Origin of the sequence: Endozoicomonas numazuensis, from assembly GCF_000722635.1 — a bacterium.
Lineage (GTDB): Bacteria > Pseudomonadota > Gammaproteobacteria > Pseudomonadales > Endozoicomonadaceae > Endozoicomonas_A > Endozoicomonas_A numazuensis.
The window spans coordinates 363,645-380,971 of the sequence record NZ_JOKH01000001.1 but is presented as its reverse complement, the minus strand read 5'-3'; the positions used below and the strand labels follow the sequence as shown (position 1 = coordinate 380,971).

At 46.5% G+C, this 17,327-nt stretch carries 21 protein-coding genes; 11 read left to right on the top strand and 10 right to left on the bottom strand.

The genetic code is table 11. The annotated features are described in order from the left end of the window. Positions 1–51: 51 nt before the first annotated feature. Both GZ78_RS01600 and GZ78_RS01595 read right to left on the bottom strand, forming a co-directional pair. A complete protein-coding gene (locus tag GZ78_RS01600) occupies positions 52–555 on the bottom strand; it encodes a cytochrome b/b6 domain-containing protein (RefSeq protein ID WP_034832239.1) in 504 nt (167 codons plus the stop codon). Then, complete coding sequence (locus tag GZ78_RS01595) at positions 539–934, bottom strand: cytochrome b562 (protein ID WP_034832237.1); 396 nt, start codon at positions 932–934, stop codon at positions 539–541. Before GZ78_RS01595 ends, GZ78_RS01600 begins: the two co-directional genes overlap by 17 nt. A 289-nt stretch (positions 935–1,223) precedes the next feature. Here GZ78_RS01595 and GZ78_RS01590 point away from each other — a divergent pair, with 289 nt between their 5' ends. The 4 genes from GZ78_RS01590 (at position 1,224) to GZ78_RS01575 (ending at position 4,532) form a co-directional block, all read left to right on the top strand. Then, on the top strand, positions 1,224–1,802 hold the full coding sequence (locus GZ78_RS01590; protein ID WP_034832236.1) for a hypothetical protein: 579 nt from the start codon (positions 1,224–1,226) through the stop codon (positions 1,800–1,802). A gap of 354 nt (positions 1,803–2,156) precedes the next feature. Continuing rightward, positions 2,157–2,780, top strand: a complete 624-nt coding sequence (locus tag GZ78_RS01585; protein WP_034832234.1) for a hypothetical protein — start codon at positions 2,157–2,159, stop codon at positions 2,778–2,780. Between the two features lie 60 nt (positions 2,781–2,840). Continuing rightward, entirely contained in the window at positions 2,841–3,953 is a 1,113-nt protein-coding gene (locus GZ78_RS01580) for a hypothetical protein (RefSeq protein ID WP_034832233.1), read from the top strand. 210 nt (positions 3,954–4,163) lie between these two features. Continuing rightward, positions 4,164–4,532, top strand: a complete 369-nt coding sequence (locus GZ78_RS01575) for an MmcQ/YjbR family DNA-binding protein (RefSeq protein WP_034832231.1) — start codon at positions 4,164–4,166, stop codon at positions 4,530–4,532. Here GZ78_RS01575 and GZ78_RS28045 read toward each other — a convergent pair. Both GZ78_RS28045 and GZ78_RS30860 read right to left on the bottom strand, forming a co-directional pair. Next, a complete protein-coding gene (locus GZ78_RS28045) occupies positions 4,520–4,969 on the bottom strand; it encodes a LysR substrate-binding domain-containing protein (protein WP_269078747.1) in 450 nt (149 codons plus the stop codon). The genes GZ78_RS01575 and GZ78_RS28045 overlap by 13 nt on opposite strands. After that, the gene (locus GZ78_RS30860; RefSeq protein WP_407919757.1) at positions 4,959–5,183 is read right to left on the bottom strand and encodes a LysR family transcriptional regulator; all 225 of its coding nucleotides are present in this window, start codon (positions 5,181–5,183) and stop codon (positions 4,959–4,961) included. Before GZ78_RS30860 ends, GZ78_RS28045 begins: the two co-directional genes overlap by 11 nt. Positions 5,184–5,280: 97 nt before the next feature. Here GZ78_RS30860 and GZ78_RS01560 point away from each other — a divergent pair, with 97 nt between their 5' ends. Continuing rightward, the gene (locus GZ78_RS01560) at positions 5,281–6,354 is read left to right on the top strand and encodes an alkene reductase (RefSeq protein WP_034832225.1); all 1,074 of its coding nucleotides are present in this window, start codon (positions 5,281–5,283) and stop codon (positions 6,352–6,354) included. Here the strand turns inward: GZ78_RS01560 and GZ78_RS29285 are convergent. Next, positions 6,343–6,501: a hypothetical protein gene (locus GZ78_RS29285; RefSeq protein ID WP_161787284.1), complete on the bottom strand. Its 159-nt coding sequence runs from the start codon at positions 6,499–6,501 to the stop codon at positions 6,343–6,345. The two genes, GZ78_RS01560 and GZ78_RS29285, sit on opposite strands and share 12 nt — an antisense overlap. Positions 6,502–6,513: 12 nt before the next feature. Between GZ78_RS29285 and GZ78_RS01555 the strand changes: the two genes are divergently transcribed. Then, positions 6,514–6,876 (top strand): DUF523 domain-containing protein, encoded by a 363-nt coding sequence (locus tag GZ78_RS01555; protein WP_051785715.1) that lies wholly within the window; start codon positions 6,514–6,516, stop codon positions 6,874–6,876. Between the two features lie 8 nt (positions 6,877–6,884). Here the strand turns inward: GZ78_RS01555 and fabV are convergent, their stop codons facing one another. From fabV to GZ78_RS01535, 4 genes are all read right to left on the bottom strand, one after another. After that, a complete protein-coding gene (gene fabV, locus GZ78_RS01550; protein ID WP_034832222.1) occupies positions 6,885–8,036 on the bottom strand; it encodes an enoyl-ACP reductase FabV in 1,152 nt (383 codons plus the stop codon). A 297-nt stretch (positions 8,037–8,333) separates the two neighbouring features. Further along, positions 8,334–9,869, bottom strand: a complete 1,536-nt coding sequence (locus GZ78_RS01545) for an alkaline phosphatase (RefSeq protein ID WP_034832220.1) — start codon at positions 9,867–9,869, stop codon at positions 8,334–8,336. Between the two features lie 204 nt (positions 9,870–10,073). Then, positions 10,074–10,520: a rhodanese-like domain-containing protein gene (locus GZ78_RS01540; RefSeq protein ID WP_034832218.1), complete on the bottom strand. Its 447-nt coding sequence runs from the start codon at positions 10,518–10,520 to the stop codon at positions 10,074–10,076. 59 nt (positions 10,521–10,579) lie between these two features. Further along, the gene (locus tag GZ78_RS01535) at positions 10,580–10,870 is read right to left on the bottom strand and encodes a PA4642 family protein (protein WP_034832216.1); all 291 of its coding nucleotides are present in this window, start codon (positions 10,868–10,870) and stop codon (positions 10,580–10,582) included. A gap of 170 nt (positions 10,871–11,040) precedes the next feature. On the opposite strand from GZ78_RS01535, the gene GZ78_RS01530 reads away from it, so the two are divergent. Both GZ78_RS01530 and GZ78_RS01525 read left to right on the top strand, forming a co-directional pair. Further along, the gene (locus GZ78_RS01530; protein WP_034832215.1) at positions 11,041–12,342 is read left to right on the top strand and encodes an amino acid permease; all 1,302 of its coding nucleotides are present in this window, start codon (positions 11,041–11,043) and stop codon (positions 12,340–12,342) included. A 102-nt stretch (positions 12,343–12,444) separates the two neighbouring features. Continuing rightward, complete coding sequence (locus GZ78_RS01525) at positions 12,445–13,890, top strand: hypothetical protein (RefSeq protein ID WP_034832213.1); 1,446 nt, start codon at positions 12,445–12,447, stop codon at positions 13,888–13,890. Positions 13,891–13,932: 42 nt separating this feature from the next. Here GZ78_RS01525 and GZ78_RS01520 read toward each other — a convergent pair whose 3' ends face one another. Then, complete coding sequence (locus GZ78_RS01520) at positions 13,933–14,490, bottom strand: hypoxanthine-guanine phosphoribosyltransferase (protein ID WP_034833968.1); 558 nt, start codon at positions 14,488–14,490, stop codon at positions 13,933–13,935. 301 nt (positions 14,491–14,791) lie between these two features. Here GZ78_RS01520 and upp point away from each other — a divergent pair, with 301 nt between their 5' ends. The 3 genes from upp (at position 14,792) to GZ78_RS01510 (ending at position 17,019) form a co-directional block, all read left to right on the top strand. Continuing rightward, complete coding sequence (gene upp / locus GZ78_RS01515; protein ID WP_034832211.1) at positions 14,792–15,418, top strand: uracil phosphoribosyltransferase; 627 nt, start codon at positions 14,792–14,794, stop codon at positions 15,416–15,418. 154 nt (positions 15,419–15,572) lie between these two features. Continuing rightward, positions 15,573–15,749 (top strand): hypothetical protein, encoded by a 177-nt coding sequence (locus tag GZ78_RS29280; protein WP_161787283.1) that lies wholly within the window; start codon positions 15,573–15,575, stop codon positions 15,747–15,749. Positions 15,750–15,759: 10 nt separating this feature from the next. Further along, positions 15,760–17,019 carry a uracil-xanthine permease family protein gene (locus tag GZ78_RS01510; RefSeq protein WP_034832209.1) on the top strand — a complete coding sequence of 420 codons (1,260 nt, stop codon included), beginning with the start codon at positions 15,760–15,762 and terminating at the stop codon, positions 17,017–17,019. The last annotated feature ends 308 nt before the right edge of the window (positions 17,020–17,327 follow it).

The following is a 17,327-nucleotide window of genomic DNA, read 5'->3' as shown; positions in this document are numbered from 1 at the left end:
AGGGCGACAATGACTGAGAAAGTTTTCTACAGCTTAAGCTAATGTCGGCCGTTAGATCATGGTTTTAATCAGATTGCGGCGTGTCAGCCAGGAGGTAATGAATACTGCCAGCAGGTGCAGGCCGACAAAATAATAGAGGCCATTAACCAGTTGGGCATGCCACTCATAGACACCATGTTCAAAGCCAAAGTCGGTATCCTGCAACCAGCCGGTAAACGCTGCCAGAGCCAAGGTGATCCACATCAGCCAGACAGCCATTGCTCCAAGAGGGTTGTGACCCTCTTCTCCATGTTGCCGTGTTTTCAGCTCATGAAGATGCTGCTTGATACCCGAGAAAGAAGGTCGAATGTCCTTCAGGCGGGCAGGCTTGGGTGCCAGAGTTAATCCATAGAGCAACCTAAGGCCTACCAGAGCAAGAATGCTCCAGCCAAAATATTCATGGTACTGATCGCCGCCTTCAACCAGAAAATGGTTACTGAGAAAGAGGGCGGCAACCGTCCAGTGAATCAACTGGACGATACGTGGCCATCGAAATTGCTTAGACGTCGAACTCACTGTGGTATTTCTTCCTGATGTCGTTCAGTTTTTTCATTCTCTGCTTGGCCAGGTCCAGGTCTTGTTGATCCAGTGCCGCCTGTACACCAGCCAGACCGGTCAGCAGTTGGTCAATACCTTTCTGGAATGCTTCAGGGGCGTCAGCGTAACCGGTTTTTTTGGCATTTTCTGCATGAGTACGGAATTCAGTCACGTAGTTTTGCAGATCTTCAATGGTTTTAGCTGAGCCAGAACGCTTGAAGTTGAAGCCCATTTTTTTCATTTCGGTATTCAGCTCATCGGAATGACCTGGTTGATGATGAGCAGATGCAGGCATAGACGCCATAACAGTGGCGGAAAAGGCCAGAGGAATAAAGAGGGCTTTGGCGAGCGATTTCATAGAACTACCTGAATAAATTATTTCGCTTGCGCATCTTAAACACATAAGAATGAAATAAGAAGACTGGTTGCATAAAACTTTTTGATCCAAAGGCTTAGTCTGGCTGAGGTCTGAAATGTAACCCCCGCCTCAGGCAATTCAATGCTTTGTGACGGCTATCTTGGGAAAGGTATACGGCTATGGATAGGCGTTTACACTTATCTATAGCTGATGGCACAATAGAACAAAAATTAGGCAGCAAAGCACTGTCGGAGGCCGAGTGAGTGATCATGAGTAGTGGAAAGAGTGGATGATTAAAGGAAAAAATATAGATATCAGGCCTATAGCAGAGCGCGGCAAGCTGGTGAGGTTGCACGGGGTAGAGTGTTTTAAGGTAATGCTTTTCGCGACAGTAGTCGCGACCGGAGTTAACACCGTGTTGTTGAAGACAGCGCCATTGATGGACATAGAGGTTGGGGCCGGAGGATTATTCGGGCTCTTGCAAATGTACTTTGGCGGAATCTTTCATGACCTGGGGTTTTCTGCAGTCTGGAGCGCGACAGTATTACCTCAGCCAGGGTCGCTTGGGTTCTATGTGTTTTTCCACTCTCTCATCGGTCTCTTAATGGCTGGACTGTATGTCTATTCTGTCGAGAAATACCTGGCAGGTTCCGGGATAAAAAAGGGGGCTGTGTTTGCTCTGTTGTCCTGGTTGATTAACAGCATTTTAGTATTGCCTTTGCTGGGTAAAGGGTTTGCAGGATCTGAAGTACTTGACAGTGTAGGGCTGATCTATTTCTTCGTTGCTAATGGTGTATATGGAGTGCTGTTAGGATTCTTGTATGAGAAACTCTCTGATAAGCAACTCGTTAATGATGGAGGAGAGTAACCTGACTGAAGCTTAGTTTAGAGCCTTTAAGTTTATTGATTTTCAGGTTTTATTTTTTAGCTCTAATTTTCTCTTCTTTATTCTCAGGTCTTTCAACTTAAGGGTTTTTATGAATAACTTAAGTATTGAAAGTCTTGAGAACGGTCTCTGCTATGTTTCTATAGAACCTGCCTTATTGTTATAAGGAAGTAACTTTAATTGATATAGGGATTGTTTAAAGTAATACGACTGTTTATAGATAATATCTTTTTTTTTGAAACCGTTCTCTGATAACTTACAGCTATGCATTTCAAGCTCTTAGGTTGAAGTGCATTCATACGAGCTAACAGTTTATTAATACAAGGAAAGAATACATTGAATAATAAAAACCAACTGTTTGCAGGAAGTTGCCTTGCTATTGCTGTACTGGTATCACAAGTATCTGCTGATGTTGTCGTTGTTGATGATCATATTATTAACGGATCAGAGTGTGTTGGTGCCAGTTGTGTCGATGGAGAAATCTTTGATTTTGATACGCTTAAATTGAAATCAGAAAACCCTGCCATTCTGTTTCAGGATACCAGTGTCTCTGCAGCATTTCCTACGAATGACTGGCGAATGGGAATGTCTGGACAGGTGCAAACCAGTGACAGTATTTTTTATATAGAAGATGCTGATAATCAGAACAAAGTATTGCAGTTATCTTCTACACCTGAAGGTGGTGTAGCTATAGGTGCAGGTGCTGAGCTGGTTGAAAGTGCTGTTTCAGTAGGGGCGGTTGGTAATGAAAAGCGAGTAGCTCATGTTGCCCAGGGTATTAACGAAACAGATGCCGTGAATTTAGAGCAGTTCAAAGCGTTTGAAGCGACAGCGCAAGCCCAGAACCAGTCTGGTATTGATGCATTGAATGGAGAGCTGAGTAGTTTACAAAGTCGTCTGGATAATCTTGGTAGTCGTCTCGAGAGTATTGCTGAAAGGCTGGATGCTCTGGGTCAGTAAAGTTTAACGATCGTTATCCTGACTTGGAATGAATAACAGCTATAACCATTCGAGAATTTTATGTTACCAAAAAAGATTGCGTATTTGGGTTTATTGATACCTCTTGGGATATCCGCTGATATTATCAAGAATGATGATCTTATCATTCAGGGCAGCAAGTGTGTTGGTCTTGATTGCGTTAATGGTGAGAACTTTGGTTCTGATACCGTTAAACTCAAAGAAAACAACATTCGTATCCGATTTCATGATACAGCTCTTGTCGATGGATTCGGTCAGAGCTGGAATCTTGAAGCCAATGCTTCGAACAATGGCGGGCAAAACTATTTTGATTTTATGGTCAAATCAATCACCAAAGATTCAGTCTCTTTGAGTGATGGTTCAGCCAAAGCTTATGACTGTTCTGCGCCCTTTGATCCTACCAAGGCTGATTTTGGCTTTATACCCTTGGGTGAACCTGTCATAAGAATTGATCCTGTTCCCGGAACATGTGCGCCCTTTCCAGATTATCAGTTTTGTGAATATACCTGTTCTGAAACTCCGGATTATTCCACTGCTTCTGTACTGAAAATGGCTAAAGAAGGTCAACCCAATTTTTCAGCAGGCAGTGCTATAGGTTATCGGTCTACGATTGCTGAAGGGGCTGTTTCTGTCGGAACTGAAACACTTCTACGACGGGTTGTTAATATAGCCGGTTCTTTGAAAAATTCAGACTTGTTGACTCTTCAAACCCTGAATAGTTATGACCTGTTAAATTCAGAGAATCAGCTCTCCGGTGAACTGTCTCAACAGTTGGATGAGTTTGAAGCGCAAGTTGCACAGCTTGAACAGCAGCTTGAGCAGTTGGAAACCAGGAATATTCCCAAAGAGCTGGTAACCGGTCTAACAGATCAGCCACCCCGTTTACCTGATGGTACTGTGATCGATACTGCCAGGGGAGGGGATATGACCTCGCGTTCTCCCTGGGTAAATAATATGAGACTGAGATGGTTCAGTCACACCTTGCAGCTGGCTATCAGATTACAGTCTGTGAACAGCAACCTCTCATGTTCAGTACTGGGGTATGCTGAGAGAAAGCTGAGTGGCAGGCATGCCTGGTTTGATCAGGAAAGCAGTGTGACTGTCAGTTTGAAAGAATCATTGGGACAAATATCAACCCTGTATCAGTGCAGTTAGTACCGATGACAGTTTGAGAAAAAAACTACCTTCAAGGTGTGCTGCGATGATCCGGTTTATAGCTCATGCAAGAGCGAATGGCCAAAATGCAGTTCCAGCAACACCTCTGAAGCACCATCTATAACCTGTCGATGTCCTCTCTACTCAGCTGCCAATCCATAACAGTTATATGGTATAGATAAGGTTATTTCGTCTCTTACGAGATACCTTATGACTTACGAAGAATTCAATGATTTTTGCGGCAGCTTCAAGGTTACTTCTCATGTGGTTCAATGGGGTGACTCTCACGTATGGAAAGTGGGAGGCAAGGTATTTGCAATAGGAGGTTGGGGAAAAGCAGAAAAGCCAGCCTTTACCTTCAAGACATCCGAATCCAACTATCATTTCCTTTCAGAAAAATCGGGCTATCAACCGGCTCCTTATCTTGCATCACGGGGGATGAAGTGGATACAGCAGTTTGATGTCCCTGGTGATGAGGATGAAGAGCTGAAATACTACATTACTGAGTCTTATCGTCTGGTTTCGCTGGGGCTGACCAAGAAAAAGCAAAAAGAGCTGGGTTTGAATCAAGACGGATAGCAGAGAGTCGGCCAGTGTGATCTTTTCTTTCTTTCCTGATTCGATGTCATTTCGCTTCTATCAAAAGCAGCAGGCTGACAAAGATGAAGATCTGGAGTGAACTCGAATTGTTCCTGAATGCTGAGCAAATATTCGAGGATAGCTTCTACACGTTTTAGCTTGTTCACTCCAGGGCGGTAGACCAGATAAATAGGCATGGGGGCGCCGTGCCAGTCTGGCAACACCCGAATCAATTCATGTTTCTTTAATTCGCAAACCATATTGTTGACTGGAATCTGGCCAATGCCTAAACCGGCTGCAACAGCTTGTTTAACGGCTTCTATGTTTGAGCAGATAAAGTTGCCTGAAACATCGATAGCTTCTGTTTTTACTTCACTGACAAGCGTCCAGGGCATGGTTTCGGAAGTGTATTGAAACTTGAGACAGTTATGATTTATGAGCTCTTCCGAGAATAACTTGTCCGGCTTCAGTCATTTGAATGCTTCGGGTAGAGCGCTCCAGTAATCTGGTCTGGAGATGTTCTTCAAGCTTTGAAATTGCCTTACTCACAGTGGACTTTGGGAGGCTCATCTCATCTGCGCAGCGTGTCAGGCTCATCAGCCGGCAAGTTGTGACAAAAATAGACAGTGTTCTGAAGTCTATGGTTTCCAAATCGCGAACAATCAATTTCAAAAACTCCAATTGTTTCTTTGTTGTAAGAATCTTAATCTCTATACCATGAAGAAACAAAACTATTTGAGGGATTGAAATGTCTTCGACTCATGATCTGTTTTCAGAGATTCGGCTGGGTGAAGTTGAACTGTCTAATCGAATCATCATGGCGCCACTGACCCGAACCCGTGCAGAAGACCATGTGCCTACCGAGATAATGTCAGAGTATTATGCACAGCGTGCCGGAGCCGGTTTGATCATTGCCGAGGCGACAATGGTCGCAGAAGGAACCTCTGCTTTTGTTAATGAACCGGGCATCTACTCACAAGAACAAATTGAGGGTTGGAAAAAGGTCACAGACGCGGTCCACGAGAAAGGAGGCAAGATCTTTTTGCAGCTATGGCACGGAGGGCGTGCCAATCATCCTGTTCTCAATGATGGAGAAACACCGGTTGCAGCCAGCCCCATTGCTATTGATGATGTTGTTCATACACCGGAAGGCAAGCTGCCCTATACCACGCCCCGTTCTCTGGAACTGAATGAGATTCCTTCTATTGTATCTGCCTTCAGGCAAGGCGCTTTGAATGCGAAAGAAGCCGGTTTTGATGGGGTAGAGGTACATGGGGCGAACGGTTATTTGCTGGATAACTTCCTCCGGGATGGCAGTAACCAGCGGACAGACGCCTACGGAGGCTCGCTTGAAAACCGTTCACGTTTAATGTTTGAAGTTCTGGATGCTGTCGTAGATGTGTGGGGCGGCGGTAAAGTGGGACTGAGAACTTCGCCTCTGAACGGTTTCAACAGTATGAAGGACAGTGATCCTGTTGGTCTGACTGAGTGGCTAGCTGAAGAACTGAATGATTATCAGCTTGCTTACTGGCATCTGATGCGCAGTGATTTTGCCGGAGAGCAGCAGGCCGATATCATGTCCCCTGCGAGAGCACTCTACAAAGGGAATCTGATCGGCAATATGGGTTATAGCAAAGAAGAAGCATCGGGTGCTATTGACTCACAACAGCTGGATGCCGTGGCCTTTGGTGTTCCGTTTATTTCCAATCCGGATCTGGTGGCGCGTTTCAAAGTGAATGCCAGTCTGAATGAAGCGAAGCCGGAGTATTTTTATATGGGCGGCGCTGAAGGTTATACCGACTACCCTGAGTTACAGCATTAATATACGCCAGTCTGTTTCTGCAGATAACTTCCAGACCTGTTCTGACGACAAGTGATGTTTGATCAGGTCTGGAGTGAATGCTTCACAGGCGCCATCCTCTACAGGAATTTTACTATAATCGAGCCACCTGATTTTTGTTGAAGTCACGGGTGATTATTCATGCCGAAGACCAGAGCTGTTGTAATCAGTGCTTGCCTTCTGGGTAAAAAATGCAGATTTGATGGTGGTGCCTGTACACATTCCAAAGTCATAAAAGCCTTTGAAGAATGGGAAATAATTCCGCTATGTCCTGAGGAAATTGGCGACTTGGCCACTCCAAGGCCAAGAGCAAGAATTGTTGGAGAGGGTTGCAGTGCCGATGGCAATGATGTCTTAAACCACCAGGCAAAAGTCGTCACAGAAAAAGGAGAGGATGTCACCGCTGCCATGCTAAAAAAGGCCGGAGTTAAAGTGGTGTCAGATGTTCTATTTATGGCTCTTTGCTGCCAGAAAAACAGAGGACTGACTACTTTCAATTTTTGAATCCAAACTTATTCAGTCGCTGACATCAGATCGAAGCCATTCAGATTCAAGAAGTCCTGTCTGACCCCATCATAATCCAGTAATGTTCTGAAGTTTTCAGGGGTTGCCTGCTGCAATAGTTCAGAGACCTCTCCCTGCACTGAGCCTCTCAGTTCCCAATCATCCAGTCTGATCATACGTTGATCGTCTGTTGTCGGGTTTGCCAGAGCATTTTTCTCTGAAAAAAGCCTGATCATCTGTTCTATGCAGCCTTCATGCACTCCCTGCTGTTTCATGACTTTGTACAGAGCCATGAGGTAAGGGCCAAAACCGGGAATGAACACGCTTGCTTTGGTTACCAAGGCTTTACACACTACCAGCCAGGCTCCTCCGCCCTGTATTGCCAACAGTTCATTCAATCGATCGGTGTACTGCTGAAGATCCTGTTTGGCCCTTCCGAGAGTTCCATGATGATAGATGGCATGGGTGATTTCCGGGCCTATGTAGGAATAGGCCATGGTTCTAAATCCATTAGAAAGCAGGTGTTCTTCCTGCAGCTCCTGAACCCAGTTGTACCAGTCCTCGCCACCCATTACTTTAACAGTGTCGGTTATTTCTGCAGGAGTTGCCGGTTGCAGTGTGACTGATTGAAGGGCTTCGTGCTCAAGGTCCAGCGTATATCCCTGATAAGGCTCGTCAATGGGTTTGATGGCAGAGCGAATCAATTCTCCAGATTCAGGGTCGGGACGACCCCCTGTGGCCAAACTGTAGATCAGTAGGTCGATGTGTCCATCGAAGTGCTCCTTGATGATCTCTCTGACTTCTTTCCTGAATTCTGCTGAGAAGGCATCACCCACCTTGTTTATTGAGGTGAGTCCCTGCTCTTCGGCAAATGCCTGACAGGCCTGATTGTTGTGCCAGCCGGCAGAGCCTGTTCCTTTTTCGGAAGGAGGCTTTTCAAACGATAGGTTCAGAGTATTAGCCAGGAGGCCAAAATTGGCCACGATTCGTGTTGCCAGCCCAAAACCGGAAGAGGCGCCAAGGATCAGTATGTTTTTTGCCGGTGCGTTTGCAAACGACGAACGCTGAACAGCATTGATTTGCTGTCTGACGGCTTCCCGGCAACCCTCTGGCTGACAGTTTTTGGCAATGACACCTTGAATAACAGGTTGGTTTTCCATGGCTCTTATTCTCTACAGCATAAATGAGGGAGCACTTTAGATGCTCCCACTCACCCTAAACATTGTCAATGGGGTTCATATGTCTGCATCAGAGCGAAGTGGTGAAGGGAAATAACGACATTTATCTGGCCGAAAAACGAAGCGCCAACAGAATATGGCAAAGCCATTAACCGTTACTGTCTATGTCAATACAGGTGGACTATTAGCTTGACTGGATTAGGAGGTGTGGCTGCTCGATATGGGAATTGGCTGAAAGGCCAGAGGTGTCAATCTTGACGCCTCTGGCTTTTCAGAGGCTTATTGGCCCCAGTTCCACCATTTACGCTTGTTGATACGTGATGCATGATTCATAACGTAGAACACGTAACTCTGTTCCTGAGTCTTGTTGAACAGGTGAGCCCATGGTCCGCCAGCATAAACCGCAACATCTTCACCGGCATGGGTTTCAGAGTAGAGAGGAATCAGTGATTCCTGACGGAAATCTCTGGCTTCGGTATCCATATTATTCAGGTCGACCCTGCGTTCAGAGCTTTCACGACCATTGGTGCCAGGACCATTGGCGTATCCCAGAGTGGTATAGGGCAAGCCATCAGCCGCCAACAATACATTGTCAGATGGATTGCCTTGAGAATCAGTTGTGACAACTTTGCCCAGAATCGAGTTACCGCGCTGTGGATAACCGGCAATGGTCATAACATGGCTATGGTCTGCGGTAACAATAATCAGGGTTTCACGAGGATCGGTTTTTTCCATAGCTGTTTTTACTGCATTGGAAAAAGCTATGGTGTCATGGAGGGCTCGGTAAGCATTGCCACTGTGATGACCATGATCAATACGACCGGCTTCGACCATCAGGAAATAGCCTTTGCGGTTTTTAGAGAGGATATCAATGGCCTTATCGGTCATGTCAGCAATGGAAGGTTCGCCAGCCGTGTCTTCTTCACGGTCTGCTTCGTATTCCATATGAGAGCGATTGAACAGTCCCAGCAGGTGATCCGTTTCCTGAGGATTAATGTTGTCGAACTGTTCCTTGTTCCAGACATAAGCTGAGTTCGAGTAGTTATTCATCCACTCTTCAGTCAGGTTCCTATTATCCTGGCGCTCACCGGTTCTGTCAGTATCTTCAGGATCGTTCATGGTGGCAGGAATAAAGCTGCGACGACCTCCCCCCATGGCGACTTCAATACCGTTGCCATACTCAAAATCAATCAGCTGGCTGGCGATATCAACACAGCCTGCATTCTTTGCCTCCTGAGGCATATCCTTATCATCTTCCCAACCGCGATCAGGGCTGACAGAGTAAGTTGCTGCCGGAGTGGCATGGGTCAGTCGGGCTGTAGAGACAACGCCTGTCGATTGGCCTGCATCTTCTGCTGTTTGCAGGAAAGTGGTCAGAACATTACTCTCTGAAAAATCACAGGCGCCACGATCGACACTCTGATCCAGATTAATGACACCGCTACGGGTTTTTACACCGGTCATCATAGCGGTCATCGTGCCTGCCGAGTCAGGAACCTGAAAATTAGTCGTATAGGTTTTTGATAAAGACATGTGGGGGAGCTGCTCGAAAGACAGTTCGTTTTCTTCACCGTTTTGCCCACGCTGCTGTCCTTCAAGAATTCTGGCCGCTGTCACCGTAGACATACCCATGCCGTCGCCTACAAACAGAATAATGTTTTTGGCTGAGCGCATATTGGGGTAACTTCTCAACTCGTCGGCAAGAGCCTTTTTGCCCTGATACACCCAATGTTCCGGTGACTCGCTATTGGCAGAGGTGGCCCCGGCCAGAGTCAGACCCAGACTGGCTGCCAGAAGCAGACTTCCTTTTTCCATGAAGGTTTCCTTTCTATTGGCTTTTTATTGTTTTGCTTCAGGGGTTCTATCAGATCCATCAACCCCTGAGAGTGTTTTGCAAACGGCTTGCGTTTATGTCGTATATAGAATGACAGTGACGAATGACGAATCAGTGACACTTTTGTGAAGAGTCTGTTGTGCAGACTGATGTTGGGAAGTCGTTTCGCTTCAGTTGAAATACGATCAGTTTTTGCCCGATGCCAGGGTGTCCCCCTGTTCTTTCCAGTCTTTCAGGCCGCCTTTGTAATGCATGATATTGGTGTAACCCTGTGCCACAGCAAAATCAGCACCGGCAAACCAGGATGGGCATTGTGGGCCACCACAATAAACAACAATGGGATAGTTCTTAAGGGTAGGAAGTTTGTTCTTCAGGTTATCTCTGTCTACTAATGAGTAAGCGCCTGGCAGGTGGCCATTGCTGAAGGTTTCTGCCTTATTACTGTCGATAATAAAAACTTCGCCCGCATCCATTGCTTTTCTGAGAGCAGGGTAAGAAATGGCCGGGTAATGCTGATTGTAGGCTGCCAGCCTGTCTCCCATTGAAGCGTCGTCACAGGCTAGCGCAGTAGCGCTAAACATAATCAGCGCGCAGGCCATCATACGGGGGTCTTTGAACCATGTGCCAAACATGGTGACTCTCCTGAGTAAGCTAAAGACCAGAAGTATAGATGGCAAATAAAGAAACGGTGTTAGTTGGCACCACAGTTCTTTAAAGCTTGGATATAAGGTGACGCATGTTGATGTTGTTCCAGAGTGGACAAAAATGAGCCACCCTCTGGAGTAGCCGGATTAATAGCCAGACCCGTTTCTGTATAGAAACGTAGAAAACGTTCAAAGTCGTCTGCCCTGAGGGCCCGGTATGCACGGGTCAGAATGTGTAAGGCCCGGTCTTCGCCCATAGGTGGTTGAAGGGTAAGCAGTTCTTTGATTCGCTCGTCATTCAGTACTTCACCAATGACTTTCTGCTTGTCTTTCTTCATTGTTATTCCTGATCGATCATGGCAGTTTAGCGGCATTGTACACGATGTGTTTCAAACTGTAAGTCTACGGCTTGCTCACGTTTTCGGTGTCTATACTGCTCTCTGGATTTCAATTTATGCTTTGCTGAACTCTGAATTTCCTATTCATACACACATTCTGCGGGGGTAGTATGTCTGACAGCACCGTGGAAACGGAACTAGAAGACGTTACGCGGCATAAATTCAGGCAGGGAAAGACTTGGAGCGCCAGAGACAGTGGCTGGATGATGAATCTGTTCGGCACTGCGATTGGTGCCGGCATATTGTACCTGCCTATCAATGCAGGAGCCGGTGGTATATGGCCTCTGGTCGTGATGGCTTTCCTGGCGGGTCCAATGGTTTGGCTCGCCCATAGAAATCTGGTTCGATTCTGTCTCTCTTCCTCTGATCCTGCCTCAAATATTACCAGCACCGTCAATGAGCACTTTGGAACAACCGCCGGTAGAGTGCTGACTTTGGCGTATTTTCTTTCAATCTATCCGATATTTCTGCTGTATGGCATTGGGGTGACCAATGTCGTCATCAGTTTTATGGAGTATCAACTGCAGATGGAGCCTCCCCCCAGAATTCTCTTAAGTCTCGGGCTTGTATCCTGTCTTGTTGCCATCATGCATATTGGCGAAAAATGGATGCTAAGATCTGTCAAATTTCTTTGTTATCCGCTGGTGGTTATCTTACTGGGCATCTCAATTTATTTGATTCCCCATTGGAATTTGGCAGCATTTGATCAGCCCTTTAATATTCATGACATGCTGTTGACTCTGTTTCTTTCGACCCCGTTGCTGGTCTTTTCTTTCAATCATTCTCCGGCCTGTTCAGCCTTTGCACAGGCCTATCGTCTGACCATACCTGATAGAGAGGCCTGCGCGCAGAAAACCAGTCTTATTCTGAAGCGAAATACCCAGCTGTTACTGGTCGTTATTCTACTATTTGTATTTTCTTGTGTACTGAGTCTGACTCCGGAAGATCTTTTGCAGGCCAAAGAAGCCAACCTTCCTGTTCTCTCTGTGTTAGCCAATCGTTCCGGGAATCCGGTCTTTGCGGTGATTGCTTCAGCCATCGCGTTTTTGGCCATCGCCAGTTCCTTTTTCGGAGTTTATCTGGGCACTTTAGAGGGGATGCAGGGGCTGGTGATTCAGCAATGGCATAAATACAATGGTCACAAGCCATTAAATCCGATTGCGCTGCGTAGGGGCACGCTTGCTTTTGCTCTCATTACTTGTTGGCTGGCAGGTAATGCTAACTGGAATGTGATCGGAATGGTTGAGATTGTGGTGGTGCCTATTCTGGCAACCATTTTATACCTTATGCCTGTTTATGCTCTGTATAGAGTGCCTGATCTTAGACGCTTCAGGAACATATATCTGGATACTTTTACGACGATTGTCGGAATTGTGGCGATTACAGCATTCATAGTGGATCAGGTGCTCTGAATTATTCCGAAATGATATAAATTCTTTGAATAAGCCTCCCTGCTATAGATGATACTTAAATATATAACGGAATAGACTGAAAAGATCGCAGAGGAAGCAGGGATGTCGACAGGAGCGGGGTCAGTAGGGGGGCAAAGTCCGATACAGACGGATCAGCTGGGCTCTCATGGTATTGTAGAGAAACCCAGACCGAAAGCTCAGGGTCTGAATCGCAGTATCGAAGCGCGCAATCATCCCAATTATTTGCCTCCACCTCCCCCTTCGCATGGCAGGTCGCAGCAGTCCGTCCCTCCAGACACATCCGTTCATGATCGAAAGAGTGAAGTGGTCGAAGGCAAAAAGCAGGTAGGTACCGAGTCCTCCGGTTCCACCAGTCCAGCTAAAGAAACAACAGAACGAACTCTTAAGCAAAAAGTAGCTCACGTCTTTGGCGAGTTAAAGCGCTTTTTTAAGCATGAAAACTGGAAGCCTGTTCCCCGGGAACTGATTGATGGTGTTCACAGTACAAGTCTGAAAAGAGATCTCACTGCCAGAAATGAGAAAGTAGAAGCGCTGGCAGAACTGAAAGAAAAAGGCAATGGACTTGAGAAAAAACTGGTGGATTTTGATAAAAAATTCAGCAAGTCGCTTGAACTCTATGAAACGGTGGGCGCTCCCCCAAAAAGAGGTAAGTTCCCCGCTCCTGATGGAAAAACCTATGATTTTTCAAAGGCGGAACTGTTTGGCGATAGAAAAGAGATGATGGCGAAGTTCAGAGCCGCTTTTGACAAAGATGCAGGTTTCCAAAGTTATGATGCAGATCGAAGAGAGTTAAGAAGAATTCGTGGAACTGAAGATGAGCCCGGCAAGCGAGCTGAACTTAAGCAAGAGATCAGAGCGCTCAGCCAGACTCTGAAGCCAAGAATAGATGCTGCAGTAGCAAAAGAAGCTGAGTTCCGTCATACAAAAGTCGATCGTGAAGTAGAGAGTGTGCAGCGTAAGGCTGATGCTGAAGTTCGACAAAAATGGACAGAGTATCGGACGGAGTTAAAAGCACTCGGAGAAGCGGTAGGTGCCAAAAAGGAAGCGTTGGCTGTCCAGAAAATGGAGCATGAGCAAAGAAAAGATTATGAGATCCCGGCTTTGAAAGCCAAGTTGAAAGGGATTAAGAAAATGAGACGACAGCGGTTGGCTGAAATTAATGACAACAAACGCCTGAGTCCTGAACATAAGCAACAGGCTAAAGCCAGGGTAGAGGTGTCATTCAAAAAGCTGAGAGCGAACCTGGAGGGGCAGTTGGAGCGCATGGAAAGCAAGGTGGAGGCTCATTCCAGTGACAGAAAGGCACTCAAGAAAGAATATCATCAAGCCGTTGATGCTCAGGCCAAGGCCAGCAAGGGAAAGGATTTCAGAAAAGGAGTAGAAGAAGTTCGCGAGCAACAGGTAAAAGAAGAAAAGAGTGCGCTTAAAAAGCACAAGGCTGTTCCCAAGGAGGTTGAGCAGGAGCGTGCTGCTATAAGGAAGGGGCTGCAGGGAAGAATGAACTCTACCGGAATTAAAGGTCATTGAACCAGACTGTTTGAAGCAGTCTGGTTCAATTGACGGTTTGGCTCAGTGGCCTTTCAAGGCGAAAATGCCGTTGGCATTTCTCCAGTAGCCCTGATAGTCCAGTCCATAACCAAAGATATAACGATCTTCAATTTCAAGACCATAGAAGTCAGCTTTAAGATCTGGGCGGGCTTTTCTGTTGTGCAGTTTGTCAACAAGCACTGCCGTCATAACCTGCTCGGCACCTTGTTCCTTGCAGAAATCAACGATGGCATCCAGGGTATGGCCTTCGTCCAGAATATCATCAACGATCAGAACTGTTCTGCCTTTCATGTCCTGTGAAGGGCGCACTCTCCAGTCCAGACGACCACCGGTCAACTGATCACGATAGCGAGTGGCGTGCACGTAAGAGGCTTCTAGAGGAAACTGCAAGTGAGTGAGCAGCTTACCAGTAATGACCATTCCACCATTCATTACACAGTAAACCAGTGGGTTACTGTTAGAGAGCTGTTCAGTAATGGCACTGCCCATGCTCTTGATGGCTTCTTCTATCTGCTGTTCATTATACAGGCAGTCAGCTTCGTCGAGGACTTGCTGGATATGGTCGAGATCAACAGACATGGGTTTGGAACCTCGTTGTAATAACAGGTAACGGGTCATTGGCTAACGTCTGGCGTCTTTTGACTCTGCTTAACATCCAAGCAGAACCACAGGGTACCAGGCAGTGTAGGCAAAAGTTGAACCGTAGCAAAAAAAGAGAGCAAAAATACCTTTATTAGAGGTTAACAGCAAGTTGTAGCTTCACGGCGGTTTGATGTGAGAAAAACTTATAGGTGAATAGTAAGGGGTGTGTAAAAATAAAAAGGTTTACGCCCGTGAAATGGGCTGGCTTAGTAATACGCGGAAGGCATCGGGATCTGACATGAGTGTACAGGAAATCAAACACCCTCTGGTACAGCACAAGCTGGGCATTATGCGCACCAAGGATATCAGTACGAAAGGGTTTCGGACACTGGCTAATGAAGTTGGCTCGCTGCTGACCTATGAAGCGACCAAAGATTTTGAATTGGAAGATCATGTTATTGATGGATGGGCAGGAGATGTCACCGTCAAGCAAATTAAAGGTAAAAAAATTACGATTGTACCTATCCTCAGAGCCGGTCTGGGTATGATGGATGGTGTACTTGACCTGGTACCGAGTGCCCGTGTCAGTGTGGTTGGCTTGTATCGGGATGAAGTAACCCTGGAGCCTGTTCCTTACTTTGAAAAGCTGGTTAAGGATATCGATGAGCGAATTGCTCTGGTACTGGATCCTATGCTGGCAACCGGTGGCTCTATGATTGCAACCATCGATATGCTTAAAAAAGCCGGTTGCAAGGAAATTCGCTGCCTGGTTTTGGTAGCGGCTCCGGAAGGTATTGAGAAGGTGCTTGAGGCTCATCCTGATGTCACTATTTTCACAGCATCCGTGGATGACTGCCTGAATGAGCACGGTTATATCATGCCAGGCCTGGGCGATGCCGGAGATAAAATCTTCGGAACTAAATAACGCAGGGAAAGCTTCCAGGAACCTTGTAAGTTTTCAGTTACCTGAGTACCGACTTCAAGATGAAACTATCTGAAAAAGTCTGGTCTACAGTATCAATACTACCACGACCGGCCGTTATCTGTCTGGTTGTGGTTTATGTAGCATTTCTGCTGGAATGGTACTGGCTCTGGGGGGCATTCTGTTGCTCTGGGGGCTGTTTGATCTGGCAAGGGGAACTACCTGGCTAGCCATACCTGTAGCAAAAAAAGATTACCCTGTCGTTTACTTTTTCATAGTGTTTACCTGGATATTACTGGGTGGCTACTGGTTATTTGTGGGCGTCTATCTATAAGGGACTGATTATGACTGATGCAAATCTGAACGGTGAAGACATGCCGGTTTGGCGTCAGATGCTGATGGGGGGACAGATGCTGTTTGTCGCCTTTGGAGCTCTGGTGCTGGTACCTTTGTTGACCGGGCTGGACCCTAATGTGGCCTTTTTTACAGCGGGCATTGGCACACTGATCTTTCAGCTATGTACCCGACGTCAAGTGCCCATCTTTCTGGCGTCTTCCTTCGCATTTATTGCTCCCATTACTTTTAGTGTTGAAAGCTGGGGTATCCCTGCAACATTAGGAGGGATGATGGCTGCAGGTATTTTTTATGTACTGCTGAGTTTTATCATCCGCCTGAGGGGAAGCGGGATTTTGTATCGCCTCTTTCCGCCAGTGGTGGTAGGGCCTGTCATCATGGTTATTGGACTGGGTCTGGCTCCCGTTGCGGTAAACATGGCCAGTGGTGGAGCCAACCCGGCAATAGATCCGGATACTTCATTGTTGTTGGCGGGAATCGCGCTGATGACTACTTTGGTGGTGGCTACTCTGGCCGGGGGGATTCTTAAATTGATCCCCATTATTTGTGGTATCACTACCGGGTATCTGGCAGCTTTGTTCATGGGTGTGGTTGATTTTCAGCCGATAGCCGAGCGTCCATGGCTGGCTATTCCTTCGTTCACTGCTCCAGAATTTAACTGGAATGCCATTCTTTTCATGATGCCTGTCGCCATTGCACCTGCTATTGAGCATATTGGTGATATGCTGGCGATTAGTTCGGTGACGGGTAAAAAGTATCTGGAAAAGCCAGGTCTGAAAAACACCCTGATGGGAGACGGTCTGGCCACTTCTGCTGCAGCTATGTTGGGTGGTCCACCTAATACTACCTATTCAGAAGTGACGGGTGCGGTCATGCTGACCAAGGCCTTTAACCCAAAGATTATGACCTGGGCTGCGATCATTGCCATTGTGGTGGCTTTTATCGGTAAAGTAGGCGGTTTTCTGGCAACCATTCCGACCCCTGTGATGGGGGGGATTATGATGCTGTTGTTCGGCTCTATTGCCGTAGTGGGTCTCAGTACCATGATCAAGGCTCAAGTGGATCTGGCTAAGCCGCGCAACCTGGTAATAGTGTCGGTTGTTCTGGTGTTTGGTATTGGTAACCTGGCTTTGTCGTTTGGTGAGTTTACCCTTAAAGGGATCAGCCTTTGTGCCATCACTGCGGTACTGCTTAATGCCATCCTTCCCCATGCGGATCAGGAAGATAAATATCAGTCAACGGATGTTTAGTGTTACCTGACTTACTGTGTCCAGTGATAAGTGTGACGCGGCTGGTTGGTTTTCCACCAGTTGTCTTCAATTGAGGGTCGGAGAATGAAATATTGGCTTGCTTGAAGAGCTTTGCTGCTTCCAAAACGCTTGTTTTCTTAGGGTGATGAATCTGGTATGAAGACAGAGCTCTGTTTGATCGACAGGATAGAAGTAATCGTTGTCTTACATCTGCCGGGGAGAAATATTGAACTCTCTCAGTCTCCCTGACTGACAGAAGCTGCAGGGATTGAGGGTACGTTAGGTGATACTGGATTCATCGTTGTTAG

What these genes read in the sequence shown, in the direction of transcription:
- GZ78_RS01595 (WP_034832237.1), bottom strand. Translation starts at nt 934, where the DNA reads ATGAAATCGCTCGCCAAAGCCCTCTTTATTCCTCTGGCCTTTTCCGCC.
- GZ78_RS01555 (WP_051785715.1), top strand. Translation starts at nt 6,514, where the DNA reads ATGCCGAAGACCAGAGCTGTTGTAATCAGTGCTTGCCTTCTGGGTAAA.
- upp (WP_034832211.1), top strand. Translation starts at nt 14,792, where the DNA reads ATGAGTGTACAGGAAATCAAACACCCTCTGGTACAGCACAAGCTGGGC.
- GZ78_RS01525 (WP_034832213.1), top strand. Translation starts at nt 12,445, where the DNA reads ATGTCGACAGGAGCGGGGTCAGTAGGGGGGCAAAGTCCGATACAGACG.
- GZ78_RS01510 (WP_034832209.1), top strand. Translation starts at nt 15,760, where the DNA reads ATGACTGATGCAAATCTGAACGGTGAAGACATGCCGGTTTGGCGTCAG.
- GZ78_RS01520 (WP_034833968.1), bottom strand. Translation starts at nt 14,490, where the DNA reads ATGTCTGTTGATCTCGACCATATCCAGCAAGTCCTCGACGAAGCTGAC.
- GZ78_RS01590 (WP_034832236.1), top strand. Translation starts at nt 1,224, where the DNA reads ATGATTAAAGGAAAAAATATAGATATCAGGCCTATAGCAGAGCGCGGC.
- GZ78_RS29280 (WP_161787283.1), top strand. Translation starts at nt 15,573, where the DNA reads ATGGTACTGGCTCTGGGGGGCATTCTGTTGCTCTGGGGGCTGTTTGAT.
- GZ78_RS01580 (WP_034832233.1), top strand. Translation starts at nt 2,841, where the DNA reads ATGTTACCAAAAAAGATTGCGTATTTGGGTTTATTGATACCTCTTGGG.
- GZ78_RS01560 (WP_034832225.1), top strand. Translation starts at nt 5,281, where the DNA reads ATGTCTTCGACTCATGATCTGTTTTCAGAGATTCGGCTGGGTGAAGTT.
- GZ78_RS01530 (WP_034832215.1), top strand. Translation starts at nt 11,041, where the DNA reads ATGTCTGACAGCACCGTGGAAACGGAACTAGAAGACGTTACGCGGCAT.
- GZ78_RS01535 (WP_034832216.1), bottom strand. Translation starts at nt 10,870, where the DNA reads ATGAAGAAAGACAAGCAGAAAGTCATTGGTGAAGTACTGAATGACGAG.
- GZ78_RS01575 (WP_034832231.1), top strand. Translation starts at nt 4,164, where the DNA reads ATGACTTACGAAGAATTCAATGATTTTTGCGGCAGCTTCAAGGTTACT.
- GZ78_RS01540 (WP_034832218.1), bottom strand. Translation starts at nt 10,520, where the DNA reads ATGTTTGGCACATGGTTCAAAGACCCCCGTATGATGGCCTGCGCGCTG.
- fabV (WP_034832222.1), bottom strand. Translation starts at nt 8,036, where the DNA reads ATGGAAAACCAACCTGTTATTCAAGGTGTCATTGCCAAAAACTGTCAG.
- GZ78_RS01545 (WP_034832220.1), bottom strand. Translation starts at nt 9,869, where the DNA reads ATGGAAAAAGGAAGTCTGCTTCTGGCAGCCAGTCTGGGTCTGACTCTG.